Annotated in this window: 19 protein-coding genes; 16 read left to right on the forward strand and 3 right to left on the reverse strand. The window is 59.3% G+C overall.

Going from position 1 to position 17,347, the window contains the following annotated elements:
• Window positions 1–63: 63 nt before the first annotated feature.
• The gene (locus tag KGB18_RS03550; RefSeq protein WP_223569415.1) at window positions 64–1,062 is read left to right on the forward strand and encodes an alpha/beta hydrolase; all 999 of its coding nucleotides are present in this window, start codon (window positions 64–66) and stop codon (window positions 1,060–1,062) included.
• A 111-nt stretch (window positions 1,063–1,173) separates the two neighbouring features.
• Window positions 1,174–1,965, forward strand: coding sequence for a hypothetical protein (locus tag KGB18_RS03555; RefSeq protein WP_223569416.1), 792 nt, complete (start codon window positions 1,174–1,176; stop codon window positions 1,963–1,965).
• A 126-nt stretch (window positions 1,966–2,091) separates the two neighbouring features.
• Here KGB18_RS03555 and prmB read toward each other — a convergent pair whose 3' ends face one another.
• Window positions 2,092–3,000, reverse strand: coding sequence for a 50S ribosomal protein L3 N(5)-glutamine methyltransferase (gene prmB, locus KGB18_RS03560; protein WP_052963689.1), 909 nt, complete (start codon window positions 2,998–3,000; stop codon window positions 2,092–2,094).
• Between the two features lie 238 nt (window positions 3,001–3,238).
• On the opposite strand from prmB, the gene KGB18_RS03565 reads away from it, so the two are divergent.
• The 5 genes from KGB18_RS03565 (at window position 3,239) to KGB18_RS03585 (ending at window position 6,011) form a co-directional block, all read left to right on the forward strand.
• Window positions 3,239–3,829, forward strand: a complete 591-nt coding sequence (locus KGB18_RS03565; RefSeq protein WP_008005646.1) for a cysteine hydrolase family protein — start codon at window positions 3,239–3,241, stop codon at window positions 3,827–3,829.
• A 132-nt stretch (window positions 3,830–3,961) separates the two neighbouring features.
• Window positions 3,962–4,282: a hypothetical protein gene (locus tag KGB18_RS03570; RefSeq protein ID WP_030131642.1), complete on the forward strand. Its 321-nt coding sequence runs from the start codon at window positions 3,962–3,964 to the stop codon at window positions 4,280–4,282.
• Window positions 4,283–4,357: 75 nt separating this feature from the next.
• Window positions 4,358–4,915, forward strand: a complete 558-nt coding sequence (locus KGB18_RS03575) for a Smr/MutS family protein (protein WP_007898817.1) — start codon at window positions 4,358–4,360, stop codon at window positions 4,913–4,915.
• Window positions 4,916–4,992: 77 nt separating this feature from the next.
• A complete protein-coding gene (folE, locus tag KGB18_RS03580; RefSeq protein ID WP_007898818.1) occupies window positions 4,993–5,538 on the forward strand; it encodes a GTP cyclohydrolase I FolE in 546 nt (181 codons plus the stop codon).
• Between the two features lie 101 nt (window positions 5,539–5,639).
• Window positions 5,640–6,011, forward strand: a complete 372-nt coding sequence (locus tag KGB18_RS03585; protein WP_048394407.1) for a glutathione S-transferase N-terminal domain-containing protein — start codon at window positions 5,640–5,642, stop codon at window positions 6,009–6,011.
• Between the two features lie 197 nt (window positions 6,012–6,208).
• On the opposite strand, the gene KGB18_RS03590 is transcribed toward KGB18_RS03585, so the two are convergent.
• Entirely contained in the window at window positions 6,209–7,375 is a 1,167-nt protein-coding gene (locus tag KGB18_RS03590; protein WP_223569417.1) for a PLP-dependent aminotransferase family protein, read from the reverse strand.
• A gap of 81 nt (window positions 7,376–7,456) precedes the next feature.
• On the opposite strand from KGB18_RS03590, the gene KGB18_RS03595 reads away from it, so the two are divergent.
• From KGB18_RS03595 to KGB18_RS03605, 3 genes are all read left to right on the forward strand, one after another.
• Window positions 7,457–7,903, forward strand: a complete 447-nt coding sequence (locus tag KGB18_RS03595) for a MarR family winged helix-turn-helix transcriptional regulator (protein WP_123720798.1) — start codon at window positions 7,457–7,459, stop codon at window positions 7,901–7,903.
• Window positions 7,904–8,221: 318 nt separating this feature from the next.
• Entirely contained in the window at window positions 8,222–9,571 is a 1,350-nt protein-coding gene (locus KGB18_RS03600) for an NCS2 family permease (RefSeq protein WP_008005650.1), read from the forward strand.
• Between the two features lie 80 nt (window positions 9,572–9,651).
• Window positions 9,652–10,278, forward strand: coding sequence for a LysE family translocator (locus KGB18_RS03605; protein ID WP_123720796.1), 627 nt, complete (start codon window positions 9,652–9,654; stop codon window positions 10,276–10,278).
• A 208-nt stretch (window positions 10,279–10,486) separates the two neighbouring features.
• Here the strand turns inward: KGB18_RS03605 and uraH are convergent, their stop codons facing one another.
• Window positions 10,487–10,840, reverse strand: a complete 354-nt coding sequence (uraH, locus tag KGB18_RS03610; protein WP_007898824.1) for a hydroxyisourate hydrolase — start codon at window positions 10,838–10,840, stop codon at window positions 10,487–10,489.
• 435 nt (window positions 10,841–11,275) lie between these two features.
• Between uraH and puuE the strand changes: the two genes are divergently transcribed.
• The 6 genes from puuE (at window position 11,276) to KGB18_RS03640 (ending at window position 17,308) form a co-directional block, all read left to right on the forward strand.
• Window positions 11,276–12,202 (forward strand): allantoinase PuuE, encoded by a 927-nt coding sequence (puuE, locus tag KGB18_RS03615; protein ID WP_201059443.1) that lies wholly within the window; start codon window positions 11,276–11,278, stop codon window positions 12,200–12,202.
• On the forward strand, window positions 12,199–12,714 hold the full coding sequence (gene uraD / locus KGB18_RS03620) for a 2-oxo-4-hydroxy-4-carboxy-5-ureidoimidazoline decarboxylase (protein ID WP_123720794.1): 516 nt from the start codon (window positions 12,199–12,201) through the stop codon (window positions 12,712–12,714). The genes puuE and uraD overlap by 4 nt, the downstream gene beginning before the upstream one ends.
• Before the next feature lie 90 nt (window positions 12,715–12,804).
• A complete protein-coding gene (gene alc, locus KGB18_RS03625) occupies window positions 12,805–13,800 on the forward strand; it encodes an allantoicase (protein ID WP_123720793.1) in 996 nt (331 codons plus the stop codon).
• 126 nt (window positions 13,801–13,926) lie between these two features.
• Window positions 13,927–14,430, forward strand: a complete 504-nt coding sequence (locus tag KGB18_RS03630) for an ureidoglycolate lyase (RefSeq protein WP_007898831.1) — start codon at window positions 13,927–13,929, stop codon at window positions 14,428–14,430.
• Window positions 14,431–14,480: 50 nt separating this feature from the next.
• Window positions 14,481–15,785 (forward strand): urate hydroxylase PuuD, encoded by a 1,305-nt coding sequence (locus KGB18_RS03635; RefSeq protein ID WP_123720792.1) that lies wholly within the window; start codon window positions 14,481–14,483, stop codon window positions 15,783–15,785.
• Window positions 15,786–15,952: 167 nt separating this feature from the next.
• The gene (locus tag KGB18_RS03640; RefSeq protein ID WP_223569418.1) at window positions 15,953–17,308 is read left to right on the forward strand and encodes a nucleobase:cation symporter-2 family protein; all 1,356 of its coding nucleotides are present in this window, start codon (window positions 15,953–15,955) and stop codon (window positions 17,306–17,308) included.
• Window positions 17,309–17,347 lie beyond the last annotated feature (39 nt).

Raw genomic sequence — 17,347 nt, forward strand, 5'->3', positions numbered from 1 at the left:
AACTAAAATACGTAATGCGCGCCAGTATACGCAGGCTACCCGACTAGTTCATCCTCGAACCTTATGGGTGCCTGCGAGTCCAACCGGCACCTTGTTGATGATGGCGTGATGATGCTGCGAGTTCTAGCCTTGAGCCTTACCTTGTTTACCGGCTTTGCACAGGCCACTGTCCTGCAACGCCCGATCACATTGGACACCGGCAGTGGCGAGCTTTTCGGCTCGCTGTTGCTGCCCAAGTCCGACACCCCTGTACCGGTTGTCCTGATCATTTCCGGCTCCGGTCCTACGGATCGTGACGGAAACAACCCCGACGGCGGACGCAACGACAGCCTCAAACGGCTGGCCTGGGTGCTGGCCAAACACAACATTGCCAGCGTGCGCTACGACAAGCGTGGCGTGGCGGCGAGCCTGGCTGCGACTCCAGACGAACGTAATCTGTCGGTGGAGGCCTATGTGGTCGACGCCGAAGCCTGGGGCCACAAGCTCAAAGCCGATCCGCGCTTTGGCAAACTGATTTTGCTGGGCCACAGCGAAGGTGCGTTAATCGCCAGCCTGGCGGCGCCAAACGTCGATGCCGCGGCGGTGATTTCCATGTCCGGCAGCGCCCGACCGATCGATCAGGTCCTGCGCCAGCAGCTAAGCAATCGCCTGCCGCCTCCCTTGATGCTGCGCAGCAATGAGCTACTCGACAGCCTCAAGGCCGGCCACACCGACGACAACGTGCCCCCGCAATTGCAGGTGATTTTCCGCCCCAGCGTGCAGCCGTATCTGATTTCGCTGTTCCGCCAAGACCCGGCGGCGGCCTTCGCCAAATTGAAAATGCCGGCGCTGATCATCCAGGGCAGCAACGACATTCAGGTCGGCGTCGGTGATGCCCAGGCGCTCAAGGCGGCCAAACCGGACGCCGAACTGGCGCTGATCGAAGGCATGAACCACGTGATGCGCATCGTGCCCAACGACGTGAAGCGGCAATTGGCCTCCTATAAAGATCCGCAATTACCACTGGCAGCCGAACTCGGCGCGCGAATCCTCGGGTTTATTGACGGACTTCGCACCAGTTAAGCGCTGTTTTAAGCGCTGTTGACCCTCCAGTCCTGAAAAAAACGGCCGATAAGCCTTTGTCGCCAGCGCACTGGCTGGCGGCAAGCAGGGCTTGGACAGGATCTCGCCGTTATGACTGATACCCAGACTTCACCCGACACCACCGCTGAAAAAGACGCACCGCCAGCGGTCGAGCTGCCGTGGGCGGACGTCCACGTCGAGCACCACAAAATGCTCCGCCTGGCGCCGCTGCAAACCGACCGCAATACCGGTGGACGGCCGTTGCGCTTTGTCGAATTCGGTTACGCCGAACGCAATAGCAAGGAACACAGCCTGATGCGCATGACCATCAAGCTGCCGGGCCAGCGTGTGCGCAAAGAACAGAATCATCTGGACGTGTGGGTCAATCACACGACCAAACGCGTGCATTTCGGGCCGGAAAGCGGTTTGCAGATCGAGCCGATGAACCGCGGCATCGGGCGCTATATGGCCGCTCAGGGCATTATCTGGGCGAAGAAGAGATGGCCCGCCTACACCGTCGACGGCACTGACCTGAACAACAAGGATGCGCTGAACGAAGACACTCGCCTGCGCCGCGATCACTTTCTGCGGGTGCATGGTTTTGATGTGGTCTACGCCGACGCCCAGCATTTGAAGGGCAGCGTTAAAGAGGTGTCGGTCGGTGATTTGCTCGGCGACTGGAATAGCGAAAAGTTGCAGCAGGTAGAAATCCTCGAAGCCGCGCAGATGCTCCAGCAAGCCGAGCAGAACCTGGCGGAACAGGAAGTCAAACTGAAGAAGCACGAAGAAAAAGTCAGCAAGTACAAACGCGAAGACGCCGGGCTGCGTTTTACCATTACCTGTCTGGTGGCGTTTGCGGTGTTTCAGGCGGGGTTGTTGATCTGGATTGCTACGCATCGGTAAAGATTTGAGACCGAGGGGCGGCCATCGCGGGCAAGCCTCGCTCCCACAGGTTTTGTGTGTGCATCATCATTTGGACACAACACAAAACCTGTGGGAGCGTAGCTTGCCCGCGAAGGCATTCTCAGGTCAGACGCGAGAAGCAAACAACGCCTGATGATCGCGGCATTGCTCCGCTGTCAGCATGAACACCCCATGCCCGCCACGCTCGAACTCCAGCCAGGCGAAGTCGACTTCCGGGTACAACGCCTCGACGTGAACCTGGCTGTTACCCACCTCGACAATCAGCAAACCCTTCTCGGTCAGATGATCCGCCGCTTCGGCGAGCATGCGACGCACCAGGTTCAAACCGTCGTCGCCACAGGCCAGGCCCAGCTCCGGTTCGTGCTGATACTCGTCCGGCATGTCGGCGAAATCTTCCGCATCGACGTAAGGCGGGTTCGACACGATCAGGTCGAAGCGTTGACCCGGCAAGCCATCGAAACCATCACCCTGAACGGTGAACACCCGCTCATCGACACCGTGGCGCTCGATGTTCTGGTTCGCCACTTCCAGCGCTTCGAACGACAGATCGGCCAGTACCACTTCGGCGTTCTGGAACTCGTAAGCACAGGCGATGCCGATGCAACCGGAACCGGTGCACAGGTCGAGAATGCGTGCAGGCTCGGCGCCGAGCCACGGTTCGAAACGCTTTTCGATCAGCTCGCCAATCGGCGAGCGCGGGATCAGCACGCGTTCGTCGACAATGAACGACATGCCGCAGAACCAGGCTTCACCCAGCAGGTAAGCGGTCGGAATGCGCTCTTCGATGCGGCGCTTGAGCAAGCGTTGCAGATTGACCAGTTCGTCATCTTCCAGACGGCAGTCCAGATAGCTGTCGGCGATTTCCCACGGCAAGTGCAGCGCACCCAACACCAGTTGACGGGCTTCGTCCCAGGCGTTGTCGGTCCCATGGCCGAAAAACAGATCCTCCCCATGGAAGCGGCTGACGGCCCAACGGATATGGTCACGCAGGGTACGAAGTCGGGAAGTGATCACGGGGCAAACTCCAGAAAAAACGACTGACGATTCTAACAGCCAAAAGACGCCACGACGACGCAGGAAAAACACCGGATCAGATGTAGGACTCTTCTATTTTTTAAGCAAGCTATTGAACAGAACGAGTATCTTGACAAGGCTGCGACCCAACAACGGCGGTGCCTACGATGGTAGCGATTCACAGAAGCGCTCAGCCAGAGGACAATGTCGCAAAAGCCCCACCCGAAGGAGCCCCAGAATGTCCGTTCCAAAAACGATGTTTCAACTCAGCGGCCGTGGTTATGCAGCGGCCAATCTGGGTCATGCGACCCTTGTCATCATCGATGCCCAGAAAGAATACCTCAGCGGCCCCTTGGCACTGAGCGGCATGGATGCTGCCGTCGCGAACATCAAGCAACTGGTGGCCGCTGCCCGTGCAGCCGGTCGGCCGATCGTGCACGTGCGCCACCTCGGCACCGTCGGTGGGCTGTTCGACCCGCAAGGCGAGCGCGGCGAGTTCATCCCGGGGCTCGAGCCACAGGGCGACGAAACCATCATCGGCAAATTGTTGCCGAGTGCGTTTCATGGCACCGAACTGCTGGAGCGCCTGCAGAATCTCGGCTCGCTGGACCTTATCGTCTGCGGCTTCATGAGCCACTCCAGCGTCAGCACTACCGTGCGTGCCGCGAAGAACCTGGGCTTTCGTTGCACATTGGTTGAAGACGCCTGCGCGACTCGCGACCTGCCCTACAAGGGTGGCGTCCTGAGCGCCGAGCATGTTCAGCACACCGAGATGGCGATCATGGCGGACAATTTCGCCACCCTCGCCCAGACCCGCGAACTGATCTGATCAACGCTTCGATGAGCGGTCCATGCCGCCGCTCATCCGCAAAAGCCTCTCATTTGCTGTAATTGCCCTAGCCTCAGGAACATCCCGGTCAACTCCCGGTCGAAGGGCCGATACCCATTGAGGAAGGTCGGAATGAAGTTATCCGATGGTTTTGATGCACGCCGCTTGCGGCCCAAAGGCCAAAGCAACTGGCGTTTTCGCTTCGGCGCAGCGTTCGCTGCCTTGCTGGCGACGTGCGGTGTGTTGCTGGCGATGGCCGGCGCGGCCAGCTTGCTGGGCCGCCCACCGGCGCTGGGCGAGTTGAATGCCAGCCCGCTGGGCTCGGCGATCATTCTGGCCGTGGGCCTGTTCGTGCTGTACATCGGCGTGTGGCTCTGGCGCCGCTGCCGTCGCCGCTCGCGCCAGTCGCGAGAGCTGAACATGTCTCCGCACCTGATGAAAAAACACGACTAAGCCCAAAGCCGGACGTTTTGTCGCGCCCGATTCGTCCCGACTTGGGTAAACTGGCCGCCCTTCGCGGAGGCTGACATGCAAGACGACGATTTTTCCCTGTTCAAAAGCGCGATCCAAGGCGTCAAGCCGATCAAGCACGATCGCGCCGAAACCGGCAAACCCAAGGCCGACCGCGCGCAAATCGCCAAGCTGCGCCAGGCCGCCACTGTGCGCACCGATGCCACCACCGTTGACGGGTTGTCCGATCAGTTCGTCATCGATGTCGGCCCCGAAGATGAGCTGATGTGGGCCCGTGACGGTGTCCAGGAAAGCCAGATGCGCAAGCTCAAGATCGGACAGATTCCGTTCGAAGGCAGCCTCGATCTGCATGGCATGAACGTGGAAAAGGCCCGTGAAACCTTGTGGGCCTTTCTGGCCGAAGCGACCAAATTCGAAATCCGCTGCGTACGTGTCACCCACGGCAAGGCTGTGCGCCTGGACGGCAAGCGGCCGATGATCAAAAGTCACGTCAACACGTGGCTGCGTCAGCATTCACAGGTGCTCGGCTTCACCTCGTGCCAACCGAAACACGGCGGCGCCGGAGCGGTTTATGTGATGCTCAAACGCACCATGATGGAAGGTCGCGACGAGTAATGCCGTCGCTTCACGCTTGCAGCGCCGTGTCCGTCACCGTACCCTTGCCCTTTGCGTAAAATCCCACAGGTAGTTTCATGTCCCTGGAACAGAATTACACCGAGATTCTCGGCCAATTGGGCGAGGACGCCTCCCGCGAGGGCCTGCTCGACACGCCAAAACGTGCCGCCAAAGCCATGCAGTACCTCTGCCGCGGTTATGAACAGACACTGGAAGAGGTCACCAACGGTGCCTTGTTCAGCTCCGACAACAGCGAGATGGTGCTGGTCAAGGACATCGAGCTCTACTCGTTGTGCGAGCACCACATGCTGCCGTTCATCGGCAAAGCTCACGTTGCCTACATTCCGAGCGGCAAGGTCCTGGGGCTGTCGAAAGTCGCGCGTATCGTTGATATGTACGCCCGCCGCCTGCAGATCCAGGAAAACCTCAGCCGCCAGATCGCCGATGCGGTCCAGCAAGTCACCGGCGCGCTGGGCGTTGCGGTGGTGATCGAGGCCAAGCACATGTGCATGATGATGCGCGGTGTGGAGAAACAGAATTCGACGATGATCACCTCGGTGATGCTCGGCGAGTTCCGCGAAAACGCGGCCACCCGCAGCGAGTTTCTCAGCCTGATCAAGTAACTCGCAGCACAAAGAAAACCGGCACTGATCGCCGGTTTTTTTTCGCCTGCGAAAAATCAGGTAAGCTGCGCGCCTTCTGTTTGCCCTGTGAGGCTTATCCCGTGTTCGTTAAAGCGCTTCGTATCGGCCTCGGCCAACTGATCATCTTCATCGACTTCATCACTCGTCCAGGCAAGAAGCAGCGCCCCGCCGCCGCTCAGGCTCAGGTCGAAACCGCCGCCAAGGACCTGACCCTGTATCAGTTCCACGCCTGCCCGTTCTGCGTGAAAACCCGCCGCACCCTGCGCCGCCTGAACGTTCCAGTGGCGTTGCGCGATGCGAAGAACAACGAACAGGATCGCCAGGCTCTGCTGGAGCAAGGCGGCAAAATCAAGGTGCCGTGCCTGCGCATCGAAGAGAATGGCCAGACCACCTGGATGTATGAATCCAAGGTGATCATTGATTATCTGGATAAGCGGTTTGCTGCTGCCTGATGGTTTTGTGGTGCTTCGACCAGCGCCATCGCGGGCAAGCCCGCTCCCACAGGGATTTGTAGAGTAAATGGGATCTTTGTTTAAAACAGATCCACTGTGGGAGCGGGCTTGCCCGCGATGAGGCCAGACCAACCACCACAAATTACAGACAAAAATAAACCGGCCCATAGGCCGGTTTATTTGTTTACGCCCTCCCCTCAAGCCGCTTTTGCCGCCAGGGCCTGACGCACCACCGTCGCCAATCGCTTGAGCCCTTCGTCCAGCCTCGCCGGGTCGATGTGGCTGAAGTTCAGCCGCAGATGACCGGGGTTCTTGTCCGGCTCTGGGAAAAATGGCTCGCCCGGCATAAACGCCACATCCGCCGCCAGCGCAGCCTTGAGCAGCGTGCGGGTATCCAGCGGCTGCTTGAGCGTCAGCCAGAAAAACAGCCCACCCTGCGGCACGTTCCACTGCGCCAGGTCGCCAAAATGCTTTTCAAGGGCTGACTGGAATGCATCCCGACGAACCCGATAGAAGTCCCGCAACTCACCCAGGTGCTGCTGATATTTCTCGGTGCCGATCCATTGCAGCGCTTGCCATTGCCCGATGCGGTTGGTGTGCAGATCGGCCGATTGTTTGAGCCGCAACAAGTGCGGAAACAAGTCCGGGCTGGCGATCAGGTAACCGACCCGCAGGCCCGGCAACAGGGTTTTCGACACGGTGCCGGTGTAGATCCAGCTGGCCTTGTTCAAGCGACTGACGATTGGCGTGGCACTGCCGCCGTCGAAGGTCAGTTCGCGGTAGGGTTCGTCTTCGATCAGGGTTACGCCGAACTCGTCGAGCAACGCCGCCACTGCGTCGCGCTTGGCTTCGCTATAACGCACTGCCGACGGGTTCTGAAACGTCGGAATCAGGTAGATGAACGCGGGTTTGTGCTTTTCCAGACGGTTGCGCAATTGCGCCAGGTTCGGGCCATCGGCTTCCAGCGGGACGGTGATGCAGTCGGCGCCGAACAGCTGAAAAATCTGCAACGCCGCCAGGTAAGTCGGCGCTTCAAGCAGGATCTCGGTGCCTTTGTCGATATAGAGCTTGGCCGCCAGATCGAGGGTTTGCTGGGAACCGCTCACCACCAGCACCTGACTCGCCTCGCACGGCACGCCCAACGCTCGGGCTTCGGCCGCCAGCGCCTCACGCAGCGCCGGCTCGCCTTCGCTCATACCGTATTGCCCCATGGACAGCGGCATGTCCGCCCACTCGACTTTCGGCAGCATGGCTTCGGCCGGCAAGCCGCCGGCGAACGACATCACTTCCGGGTGCTGGGCCGCGGCGAGGATTTCACGGATCAAAGAACTTTTAAGGCGCGAGACACGTTCGGAAAAAGCCATGGGGTCACCGGTAGCGAGGCCTGAGGAAAATGAGTCAAACTGGTTGACCGAAATTACGACAGACCGAGCGGATACGTCAACATGCTTGACCTTAAAAACCCCAGCACTCAGCAACAAGCCATGGAAGCGTTTTTCTTCGGTTACCAGGCGTTCACCGCCAAGGCCGACGAAATGCTCGAGCGTCGCGGCTTGAGCCGGGTGCATCAACGCATCGTGTTTTTCATAGCCCGCTACCCTGCCCTCAGTGTCAAGGAGTTGCTGGCGTTGCTGGGTGTGAGCAAGCAGGCGCTGAACATTCCGCTGCGACAATTGGTGGAAATGCATTTGGTGAACAGCGTCGCGTCCGAGACCGACAAGCGTAAGCGGCTGCTGGAACTGACCGACGATGGTGCGCGGTTCGAGCAGTCATTGCGGCGCGAGCAGGTGAAATTGCTGGAGCGGGTGTTTGCCGAGGCTGGGGAGACGGCAGTGAATGGGTGGCTGGCGGTGAATCTGGCCTTGGGGAAAAGTCAGGTGACAGCTGACTGAACGCTCTGCCCGCGACATGTGTATCGACTGATCTAAAGCTATCGCGGGCAAGCCACGCTCCCACAGGGGAATGCGCTCACCTGTAGGAGCGAGGCTTGCCCGCGAAGGCGTCCTTCCTGGCGATATATCCCTATTGCCAAACTTTTCGTCTACAAAATCAAAAACATTATTTGCTTTATTTGTATACAAAAGCATAATTCGCTTCGTGCGAGTTCCTGACCATCAGGTCAACAAATTCGCAAGTACCTCAAAGGGTCGCTGCCACCCTCATGGGTCCGGCCCTGGAAATAACAATAAAACTCTTGAGGAGTATTCGCTGTGGAAAGCCGCAAATCCGAAGCCCCGACGCTGGAACTCTCGCCGCCATTACGCAATGGCTGGCTGGAGCGCATCTTCAAACTCAGCTTGCACGGCACCACGGTGAAGACCGAGCTGATCGCCGGTCTGACAACCTTCATCACCATGGCTTACATCATCTTCGTCAACCCGAACATCATGGCCGATGCCGGCATCGATCACGGGGCGGCGTTCGTCGCCACCTGCATCGCCGCCGCGCTGGGTTGCCTGCTGATGGGCCTGTATGCCAACTGGCCGGTCGGCCTGGCGCCGGGCATGGGCCTGAACGCGTTCTTCACTTACACCGTGGTCGGCACCATGGGCTACAACTGGGAAACCGCCCTCGGTGCGGTATTCGTTTCCGGTGTGTTGTTCATGTTCCTGACCTTTTCCCGGATTCGCGAATGGCTGCTCAACAGCATTCCAGTGAGTTTGCGCTTTGCCATGGGCGCCGGTGTGGGCCTGTTTCTGGGGCTGATCGGTTTGAAAACCGCTGGCATCGTTGTCGATAGCCCGGCCACTCTGATCAAGCTTGGTTCCCTGCGCGAGCCTGGCCCGCTGCTGGCGGCCATCTGCTTCCTGATGATTGCCGTGCTCAGCTACCACAAAGTGTTCGGCGCGATCCTCATCAGCATCATCACCGTGACCCTGGCCGGTTGGGGCCTGGGCCTGGTGCACTACGAGGGCATCATGTCTGCCCCGCCGAGCCTGGCACCGACCTGGATGGCCATGAATGTCGCCGGCGTATTCAACGTCAGCATGATCAGCGTGGTGCTGGCCTTCCTCTTCGTACACATGTTCGACACCGCCGGCACCCTGATGGGCGTCGCCCAGCGCGCCAACCTGGTGAACGCTGACGGCCGGATCGAAAACCTTTCCCGCGCCATGAAAGCCGACAGTGCTTCCAGCGTGTTCGGTGCGGTGGTCGGTGTTCCGCCAGTCACCAGCTATGTGGAAAGTGCCGCTGGCGTAGCAGCGGGTGGTCGGACTGGTCTTACCGCCGTGACCGTAGGTGTGCTATTTATTGCCGCAATGTTTTTCGCACCGCTGGCTGGCATGATCCCCGCTTATGCAACCGCCGGTGCACTGATTTATGTGGCGATGCTGATGATGGGCGGCATGGCGCATATCGAATGGGACGAAGCGACCGACAGCATTCCGGCGATCGTTACCGCGATCATGATGCCGCTGACCTTCTCGGTCGCCGACGGCATCGCGCTGGGCTTCATCACTTATGTGGCGCTGAAGGCCGGCACCGGTAAGTACAAGGAAATTTCCGTCAGCCTGTGGGTGCTTTGCGCGATTTTCATCGCCAAGTTCATTTTCTTGTAAGCCGTTTACGTTTCAAAAAACGGTGCTTCAAAACAGCCTCACCCCGTCGGGTGGGGCTTTTGCACATAGGGAGGAAAGTGATGAGTCTGGAAACCTGGCTGCTGTTCAGCGGCGCTGCGCTGGTAGTGATCCTGATCCCGGGGCCACTGTCTTTGCTGATGATCAGCAACAGTCTGAATTACGGTTTGCGCCGTTCTTACCCAGCGTTTCTGGGAGGCGTGATTGCGTCGATCTGCCTGCTCAGTGCTTCGGCTTTGGGTTTGGGCGCATTGTTGCTGGCGTCGGAACAGCTGTTCAGCGCCCTGAAAATCGTCGGTGCGCTGTACCTGTTCTACCTCGCCTGGCAGAGCTGGCAGCAATCGCGTCAGCCATCCCAAGGCGCCGAAGTGCCCCAGGCTGCACCGGTGCCGCGCTTTCGCGCACTGTTCGGGCGCGCGTTCATGCTCGGCGCGAGTAATCCGAAAGACATTTTGTTCTTTGCCGCTTTTCTGCCGCAGTTTTTGAGTGCCGAGCAACCCTTCTTGCCGCAGTTACTGGTGATGATTGCCACCTGGACCGTGCTGGATCTGCTGTGCAAATTGGCTTATGGGCTGGGTGCTCACGGCGCGGCGCGGTATCTGCGCAGCGGCGAGGGGCAGAGCTGGTTTAACCGGGTGAGTGCGGGGTTGTTTAGCGGGGCTGGTGCGGCTTCGTTGTTGAGTCGTTAAAAGCAAAAGCTTCACGAGCAAGCCCGCTCCCACATTTGATCTCTGCCGGTCACAAATAATGTATTCGCAGAAGATCCAGTGTGGGAGCGGGCTTGCTCACGAAGGCGTCATCAGCAACACCACATATCTCAGGGCCAAAAAAAGCCCGCAGTGTGAGCGGGCGAAAGACCAAAGAAGCTATATGCGCAGGATTCTTGGGGGGAAAGTCCTAGCTTCCTCTGTAGGTCGAATAGCTATACGGCGAAATCAACAACGGCACATGGTAGTGATCCTGTTCCGCAGAGATGCCGAAACGCAGCACCACCACATCCAGGAACGCAGGCTCAGGCAGCTGAACCCCACGGGCGCGGTAGTAATCACCCGCATGAAACTGAAGCTGATAAACCCCGGACCGATAGTCATCACCTTGCAGCAGCGGCGAATCGACACGGCCATCGCTGTTGGTGAGCGCAGTGGCGACCAATTCCAGCTGCGAACCTTCAACGCGGTACAACTCGACCTTGATCGAACTGCCCGGGCAACCGTGTGCAGCGTCCAAAACGTGTGTAGTCAAACGTCCCATTGATTCTGCGCGCCTGCCTGCGTGGAGCAGTCAGACCTCGCGCCTCCCGAAGTCAGTTGAAAAGGAGACCGCACCGTTTCGGAGCACGAAAAGCTGCGGCGAGCGACTGATTAAGACATTTTTAATAAAAATTGTACACAATAAAAACGACATTTTTACCGCTGCCACCGTCATTCAGCCTTTGGCAGCGAATCTTGCGCCGAACCATAAGATCAGAGGACCTTCTATTCATTAGCTGACCAGTCAGGCAGGTTTCTTGCAGTACCCTTCAAAGTAGACAGTCAGTGAAAAATGCAAAAAATCAGGCTTACAAAGTGGATATAAAGTTGTATACAATCACTCCATCGCTGTGACGCCAGCCTGCCCTCTCATCGCCAGGCCGCCACACACACCCTGACTTTGAATAAGTCGACACGAACAAGAAGGAAGACTGCAGTGAGCGCTGACTATCCACGCGACCTGATCGGTTACGGCAGTAACCCTCCTCACCCACACTGGCCGGGCAATGCCCGCATCGCGCTGTCCTTCGTGCTCAATTACGAGGAAGGTGGCGAGCGCAATATCCTGCACGGCGATAAAGAGTCCGAAGCTTTCCTCTCGGAGATGGTCTCGGCGCAGCCGCTGCAAGGCGAGCGCAACATGAGCATGGAATCCCTTTACGAGTATGGCAGCCGTGCCGGCGTCTGGCGGATTCTGAAACTGTTCAAGGAATTCGACATTCCGCTGACGATCTTCGCCGTGGCCATGGCCGCCCAGCGCCACCCGGATGTGATCCGCGCCATGGTCGATGCAGGCCACGAAATCTGCAGCCACGGCTATCGCTGGATCGACTACCAGTACATGGACGAAGCGCAGGAACGCGAGCACATGCTCGAAGCGATCCGCATCCTCACCGAAATCACCGGCGAGCGCCCACTGGGCTGGTACACCGGCCGCACCGGGCCGAATACCCGTCGGCTGGTGATGGAAGAAGGCGGTTTCCTCTACGACTGTGACACCTACGACGACGACCTGCCCTACTGGGAACCGAACAACCCGACCGGCAAGGCGCATCTGGTGATTCCGTACACCCTGGACACCAACGACATGCGCTTCACCCAGGTCCAGGGCTTCAACAAGGGCGACGATTTCTTTGAATACCTGAAAGACGCGTTTGATGTGCTGTACGCCGAAGGCGCCGAGGCTCCGAAAATGTTGTCGATCGGCCTGCACTGCCGCCTGATCGGCCGTCCGGCGCGCCTGGCCTCGCTCAAACGCTTTATCGAATACGCTAAAAGTCATGAACAGGTGTGGTTCAGCCGTCGCGTCGACATCGCCCGTCACTGGCACGAAACCCACCCGTATCAAGGGGCCGCGAAATGAGCCACTTCCAAACCCTGAAGCCCTCGACCCTGAGCCGCGACGCGTTTGTCGCCGCCTTCGCCGACATCTACGAGCACTCGCCATGGGTGGCCGAGAAGGCCTTCGACCTGGGCCAGGACGCTTCGATCGACGAGATCGAAACCCTGCACCAGCGCATGAGCGACATCTTGTTGAGCGCTGATCACACAAGCCAACTGGCCCTGATCAACGCTCACCCGGACCTGGCCGGCAAAGCCGCCGTCCAGGGCCAGCTTACCGCAGCCAGCACTGAAGAACAGTCTGGCGCGGGTATTCACCAATGCACGGCCGAAGAGTTCCAGCGCTTCACCGAGCTGAACGACGCCTACAAGGCCAAGTTCAAGTTTCCCTTCATCATGGCGGTAAAAGGCAGCAACCGGCATCAGATCCTCGCGGCGTTCGAAACGCGCATTCACAACTCGGTCGACACCGAATTCAAATGCGCGCTGGCGGAGATCAACAAGATCGCGTTGTTCCGATTACTGACCCTATAAGCGAGCCTGGCCCGAGTGCTCTTAAACGCGAAAAGTACCCAGGGCCCTGCAAGCATCCCAAGCCAACTTATTTAAAGGCAGACAAGAAGAATGAAAGCTTACGCCGTACCTTTCGAGAAGTTCGTCAACCTGGCCGACGCCCGCCTGGGCACCAAAATCATCTCGGTCACCGATGACTGGTTCGCAGATGCCAACCGTCTGTTCCAACCGACCCCGGCCGTGTGGAAGGAGGGCGTGTTCGATGACAACGGCAAGTGGATGGACGGCTGGGAGTCGCGCCGCAAGCGCTTCGAAGGCTACGACAGCGCGGTGATCCGCCTGGGCGTACCGGGCTCGATCAAAGGCGTGGACATCGACACTTCATTCTTCACCGGCAACTTCCCTCCGTCGGCTTCCCTGGAAGCCTGCTTCCTGACCTCCGGCGAGCCGGACGAAAACACCCAGTGGACTGAAGTGCTGTCGGCCGTCGAGCTGCAAGGCAACAGCCACCACTACCACGAAATCACCAACGACCAGGCCTTCAGCCACCTGCGCTTCAACATCTACCCGGATGGCGGCGTGGCCCGTCTGCGTGTGTACGGCATTCCGTTCCGCGACTGGTCAGCTGTGGGCGACAACGAACAGGTCGACCTGGCCGCAGCTCTGAACGGTGGCCGTGCGCTGGCCTGCTCCGACGAACACTTCGGCCGCATGAGCAACATCCTCAACCCGGGTCGCGGCATCAACATGGGCGACGGCTGGGAAACCGCACGTCGTCGTACGCCGGGCAATGACTGGGTGATCGTCGCGCTGGGTCATGCCGGCGAGATCGAGAAAGTCATCGTCGACACCCTGCATTTCAAAGGTAACTACCCGGACACCTGTTCGATCCAGGGTGCATTCGTGAAGGGCGGCACCGACAGCCAGATCGAAACCCAATCGCTGTTCTGGCGTGAACTGTTGCCAAGCCAGAAGCTGGAAATGCACGCCGAACACACCTTCGCCGAGCAGATCAAGGCGCTGGGCCCGATCACCCACATCCGCCTGAACGTGTTCCCGGATGGGGGCGTGAGCCGCCTGCGGGTATTGGGCAAGGTCGCTAAATAAACGTCGCCCCCAATCGCGGGCAAGCCCGCTCCCACAGGTTTTGCGAATGCCACAATTCATGTGGGAGCGGGCTTGCCCGCGATGGCGATAGAACAAACAACACAGAATTTGGATAAGAAGACCAGCATGCGCACATTGACGATTGAACCGCTGACCAAAGAAGCCTTCGCCCCTTTCGGTGACGTGATCGAAACCGACGGCAGCGATCACTTCATGATCAACAACGGTTCGACCATGCGCTTTCACAAACTGGCGACGGTGGAAACCGCTACGCCAGAGGACAAGGCGATCATCAGCATCTTCCGCGCCGACGCGCAGGACATGCCGCTGACCGTCTGCATGCTGGAGCGTCACCCGCTGGGCAGCCAGGCTTTCATTCCGCTGCTCGGCAACCCCTTTCTGATCGTGGTCGCGCCACTTGGCGATGAACCTGTATCAGGCTTGGTCCGCGCCTTCGTCACCAACGGCAGGCAGGGCATTAATTACCATCGCGGCGTTTGGCACCACCCGGTGCTGACGATCGAAAAGCGGGATGACTTCCTGGTGGTTGATCGCAGTGGCACAGGCAATAACTGCGATGAGCATTTTTTCAAAGAGGATGAGCGTTTGATCCTCGCCCCCCACCAATAAGAGAAGGTCTGATCACTCGACGACAGAGTGACAGGCGAGAGGTAAAGACTGTGGAAGCACATCTGTTGGAATGGCTGAACCTGAGCGTGCGCTGGGTTCACATGATTACTGGCGTGGCCTGGATCGGCGCGTCGTTCTATTTCGTCTGGCTGGAAAACAACCTCAATCGGGTCAACCCGAAAAACGGGCTGGCGGGCGATTTGTGGGCGATCCACGGCGGCGGTATCTATCACCTGGAAAAATACAAACTGGCTCCACCGACCATGCCGGACAACCTGCACTGGTTCAAATGGGAAGCCTACTTCACTTGGCTGTCGGGGGTCGCGCTGCTCTGCGTGGTGTTCTACTCCAACCCGACGCTGTACTTGCTGGCACCGGGAAGCACCCTGAGCGGCCTTGAAGGCGTGGCCATCGGTCTGGGCTCGCTGTTCATCGGATGGTTTGTCTACTCCTTTCTCTGCGACTCGGCCCTGGGCAAACGCCCTGCCCTGCTCGGCTTCATCCTGTTCGTGCTGATCATTGGCGCCGCTTACGGCTTCAGCAAAGTGTTCAGCGGTCGTGGTGCGTACCTGCACGTCGGCGCGATCATCGGCACCATCATGGTCGGCAACGTGTTCCGCATCATCATGCCGGCGCAGCGCGCCTTGGTGGCGGCGATCGCCGAGAACCGCACGCCCGATCCGGCCCTGCCGGCCAAAGGCTTGCTGCGTTCGCGTCACAACAACTACTTCACCTTGCCGGTGCTGTTCATCATGATCAGCAACCACTTCCCGAGCACCTACGGCAGCCAATACAACTGGCTGATCCTGGCCGGGATCGCGGTGCTGGCGGTGTTGGTGCGTCACTACTTCAACACCCGTCATGACAGCCACAAATTCGCCTGGACCCTGCCCGTTGCGGCGGTCGGCATGATCTGCCTGGCCTACGTGACCGGGCCGGCGCCGATGTCCAGCGCACCTGAAGTGGCCAAGGCGCCTGGGACCATCGAGTACCAGCCGTTGCCGGAAACAGCCCTGGGCGGTGGCAAGAACCCGGCTGAAGCTGCACCGGCGGCGGCCCCTGAAACTGCACCCGCCCAGGCATCAAATGCCGGTCCTGCCTTCGACAAGGTGCACGACGTGATCCAGGAACGCTGCACGGTCTGCCATTCGGCCAAACCTACCAGCCCGCTGTTTAGCGCGGCGCCGGCTGGCGTGATGTTCGATACCCCCGAGCAGATCAAGCTCCAGGCCCCGCGCATCCAGGCCCAGGCTGTTGCCAGCCAGATCATGCCACTGGGCAACATCACCCAGATGACCCAGCAGGAACGTGACCTGATTGGTGCGTGGATTGTTCAGGGGGCCCAAACCCAATAAGTAGCAAAAGCATCGCGGGCAAGCCCGCTCCCACAGGGTTTGCATTGCCCTGTGTGGGAGCTGGCTTGCCTGCGATTGGCCGCAACGCGGTCCACCTGATTAGAAAACAGCTGCCAGCAGCACTGCGGCTGTAAATCACAAGAATAAAAAAAGATCCGAGGTGTTGCATGTCCGAGCTATCCGAAGCCCGCATCCCCGACGCACCCGCCATTCAGCGCTTACCCCTTTTGCAACTGATCCTGGTCGGTCTGCAACACGTTCTACTGATGTACGGCGGAGCCATTGCGGTGCCGCTGATCATCGGGCAGGCCGCGGGGCTGAGCCGTGAAGAAATCGCCTTTCTGATCAACGCTGACCTGCTGGTGGCTGGCATCGCCACTATCGTCCAGTCGCTGGGCATTGGCCCGATGGGCATTCGCATGCCGGTGATGATGGGCGCCAGTTTCGCCGCGGTCGGCAGCATGGTGGCCATGGCCGGGATGCCTGGCATCGGTCTGCAAGGGATTTTCGGCGCAACCATCGCCGCCGGTTTCTTCGGCATGCTCATCGCGCCCTTCATGTCCAAAGTCGTGCGTTTCTTCCCGCCGCTGGTGACCGGCACCGTCATCACCTCGATCGGTTTGTCGCTGTTCCCCGTGGCCGTGAATTGGGCCGGCGGCGGTGCTGACGCGGCTCAGTTCGGTTCTCCTGTTTACCTGGCCATCGCGGCATTGGTACTGGCTACGATTCTGTTGGTCCATCGTTTCATGCGCGGTTTCTGGGTCAACATTTCGGTGCTGATCGGCATGTGCCTGGGCTACATCATCTGCGGCGTAATCGGCATGGTCGACCTCAGCGGCATGGCCCAGGCGCCGTGGCTGCAGATCGTCACGCCACTGCATTTCGGCATGCCGCAATTCCACCTCGCGCCGATCCTTTCGATGTGCCTGGTGGTGATCATCTTCGTCGAGTCCACCGGGATGTTCCTGGCGCTAGGTAAAATCACGGGGCAGGACGTCACGCCACGGATGCTGCGTCGTGGCTTGCTCTGCGATGCCGGCGCTTCGTTTTTCGCCGGCTTCTTCAACACTTTCACCCACTCCTCTTTCGCCCAGAACATCGGTTTGGTGCAGATGACCGGCGTGCGTTGCCGTTCAGTGACCATCGTCGCCGGCGGCTTGCTGGTGGTGCTGAGCCTGCTGCCGAAAGCGGCATTCCTGGTGGCATCGATTCCACCTGCGGTACTGGGCGGCGCGGCCATTGCGATGTTCGGCATGGTCGCCGCCACCGGGATCAAGATTCTTCAAGAGGCCGATATCGGTGACCGTCGCAACCAATTGCTGGTGGCGGTGAGCATCGGCATGGGGTTGATTCCGGTGGTCCGTCCGGAGTTCTTCGCCCACCTGCCAATGTGGATGAGCCCGATCACCCACAGCGGCATCGCCATGGCCACGCTGAGCGCCCTGGCGTTGAACCTGTTGTTCAACATTCTTGGCGGTCACGAACGCGCGGACATCAACGACTGCCACGCGCACCCGCACTAATCGAACCGGCGAACAGGCTTCCTGTGGCGAGGGGGCTTG

Source organism: Pseudomonas sp. BF-R-26, assembly GCF_019947395.1.
Lineage (GTDB): Bacteria > Pseudomonadota > Gammaproteobacteria > Pseudomonadales > Pseudomonadaceae > Aquipseudomonas > Aquipseudomonas farris.

Excerpts from the sequence above, each read along its gene's own strand:
- KGB18_RS03550 (WP_223569415.1), top strand. The coding sequence starts at position 64 with ATGGGTGCCTGCGAGTCCAACCGGCACCTTGTTGATGATGGCGTGATG.
- KGB18_RS03605 (WP_123720796.1), top strand. The coding sequence starts at position 9,652 with ATGAGTCTGGAAACCTGGCTGCTGTTCAGCGGCGCTGCGCTGGTAGTG.
- KGB18_RS03630 (WP_007898831.1), top strand. The coding sequence starts at position 13,927 with ATGCGCACATTGACGATTGAACCGCTGACCAAAGAAGCCTTCGCCCCT.
- KGB18_RS03590 (WP_223569417.1), bottom strand. The coding sequence starts at position 7,375 with ATGGCTTTTTCCGAACGTGTCTCGCGCCTTAAAAGTTCTTTGATCCGT.
- KGB18_RS03575 (WP_007898817.1), top strand. The coding sequence starts at position 4,358 with ATGCAAGACGACGATTTTTCCCTGTTCAAAAGCGCGATCCAAGGCGTC.
- KGB18_RS03640 (WP_223569418.1), top strand. The coding sequence starts at position 15,953 with ATGTCCGAGCTATCCGAAGCCCGCATCCCCGACGCACCCGCCATTCAG.
- KGB18_RS03555 (WP_223569416.1), top strand. The coding sequence starts at position 1,174 with ATGACTGATACCCAGACTTCACCCGACACCACCGCTGAAAAAGACGCA.
- KGB18_RS03570 (WP_030131642.1), top strand. The coding sequence starts at position 3,962 with ATGAAGTTATCCGATGGTTTTGATGCACGCCGCTTGCGGCCCAAAGGC.
- folE (WP_007898818.1), top strand. The coding sequence starts at position 4,993 with ATGTCCCTGGAACAGAATTACACCGAGATTCTCGGCCAATTGGGCGAG.
- uraH (WP_007898824.1), bottom strand. The coding sequence starts at position 10,840 with ATGGGACGTTTGACTACACACGTTTTGGACGCTGCACACGGTTGCCCG.
- alc (WP_123720793.1), top strand. The coding sequence starts at position 12,805 with ATGAAAGCTTACGCCGTACCTTTCGAGAAGTTCGTCAACCTGGCCGAC.
- uraD (WP_123720794.1), top strand. The coding sequence starts at position 12,199 with ATGAGCCACTTCCAAACCCTGAAGCCCTCGACCCTGAGCCGCGACGCG.
- KGB18_RS03595 (WP_123720798.1), top strand. The coding sequence starts at position 7,457 with ATGCTTGACCTTAAAAACCCCAGCACTCAGCAACAAGCCATGGAAGCG.
- KGB18_RS03565 (WP_008005646.1), top strand. The coding sequence starts at position 3,239 with ATGTCCGTTCCAAAAACGATGTTTCAACTCAGCGGCCGTGGTTATGCA.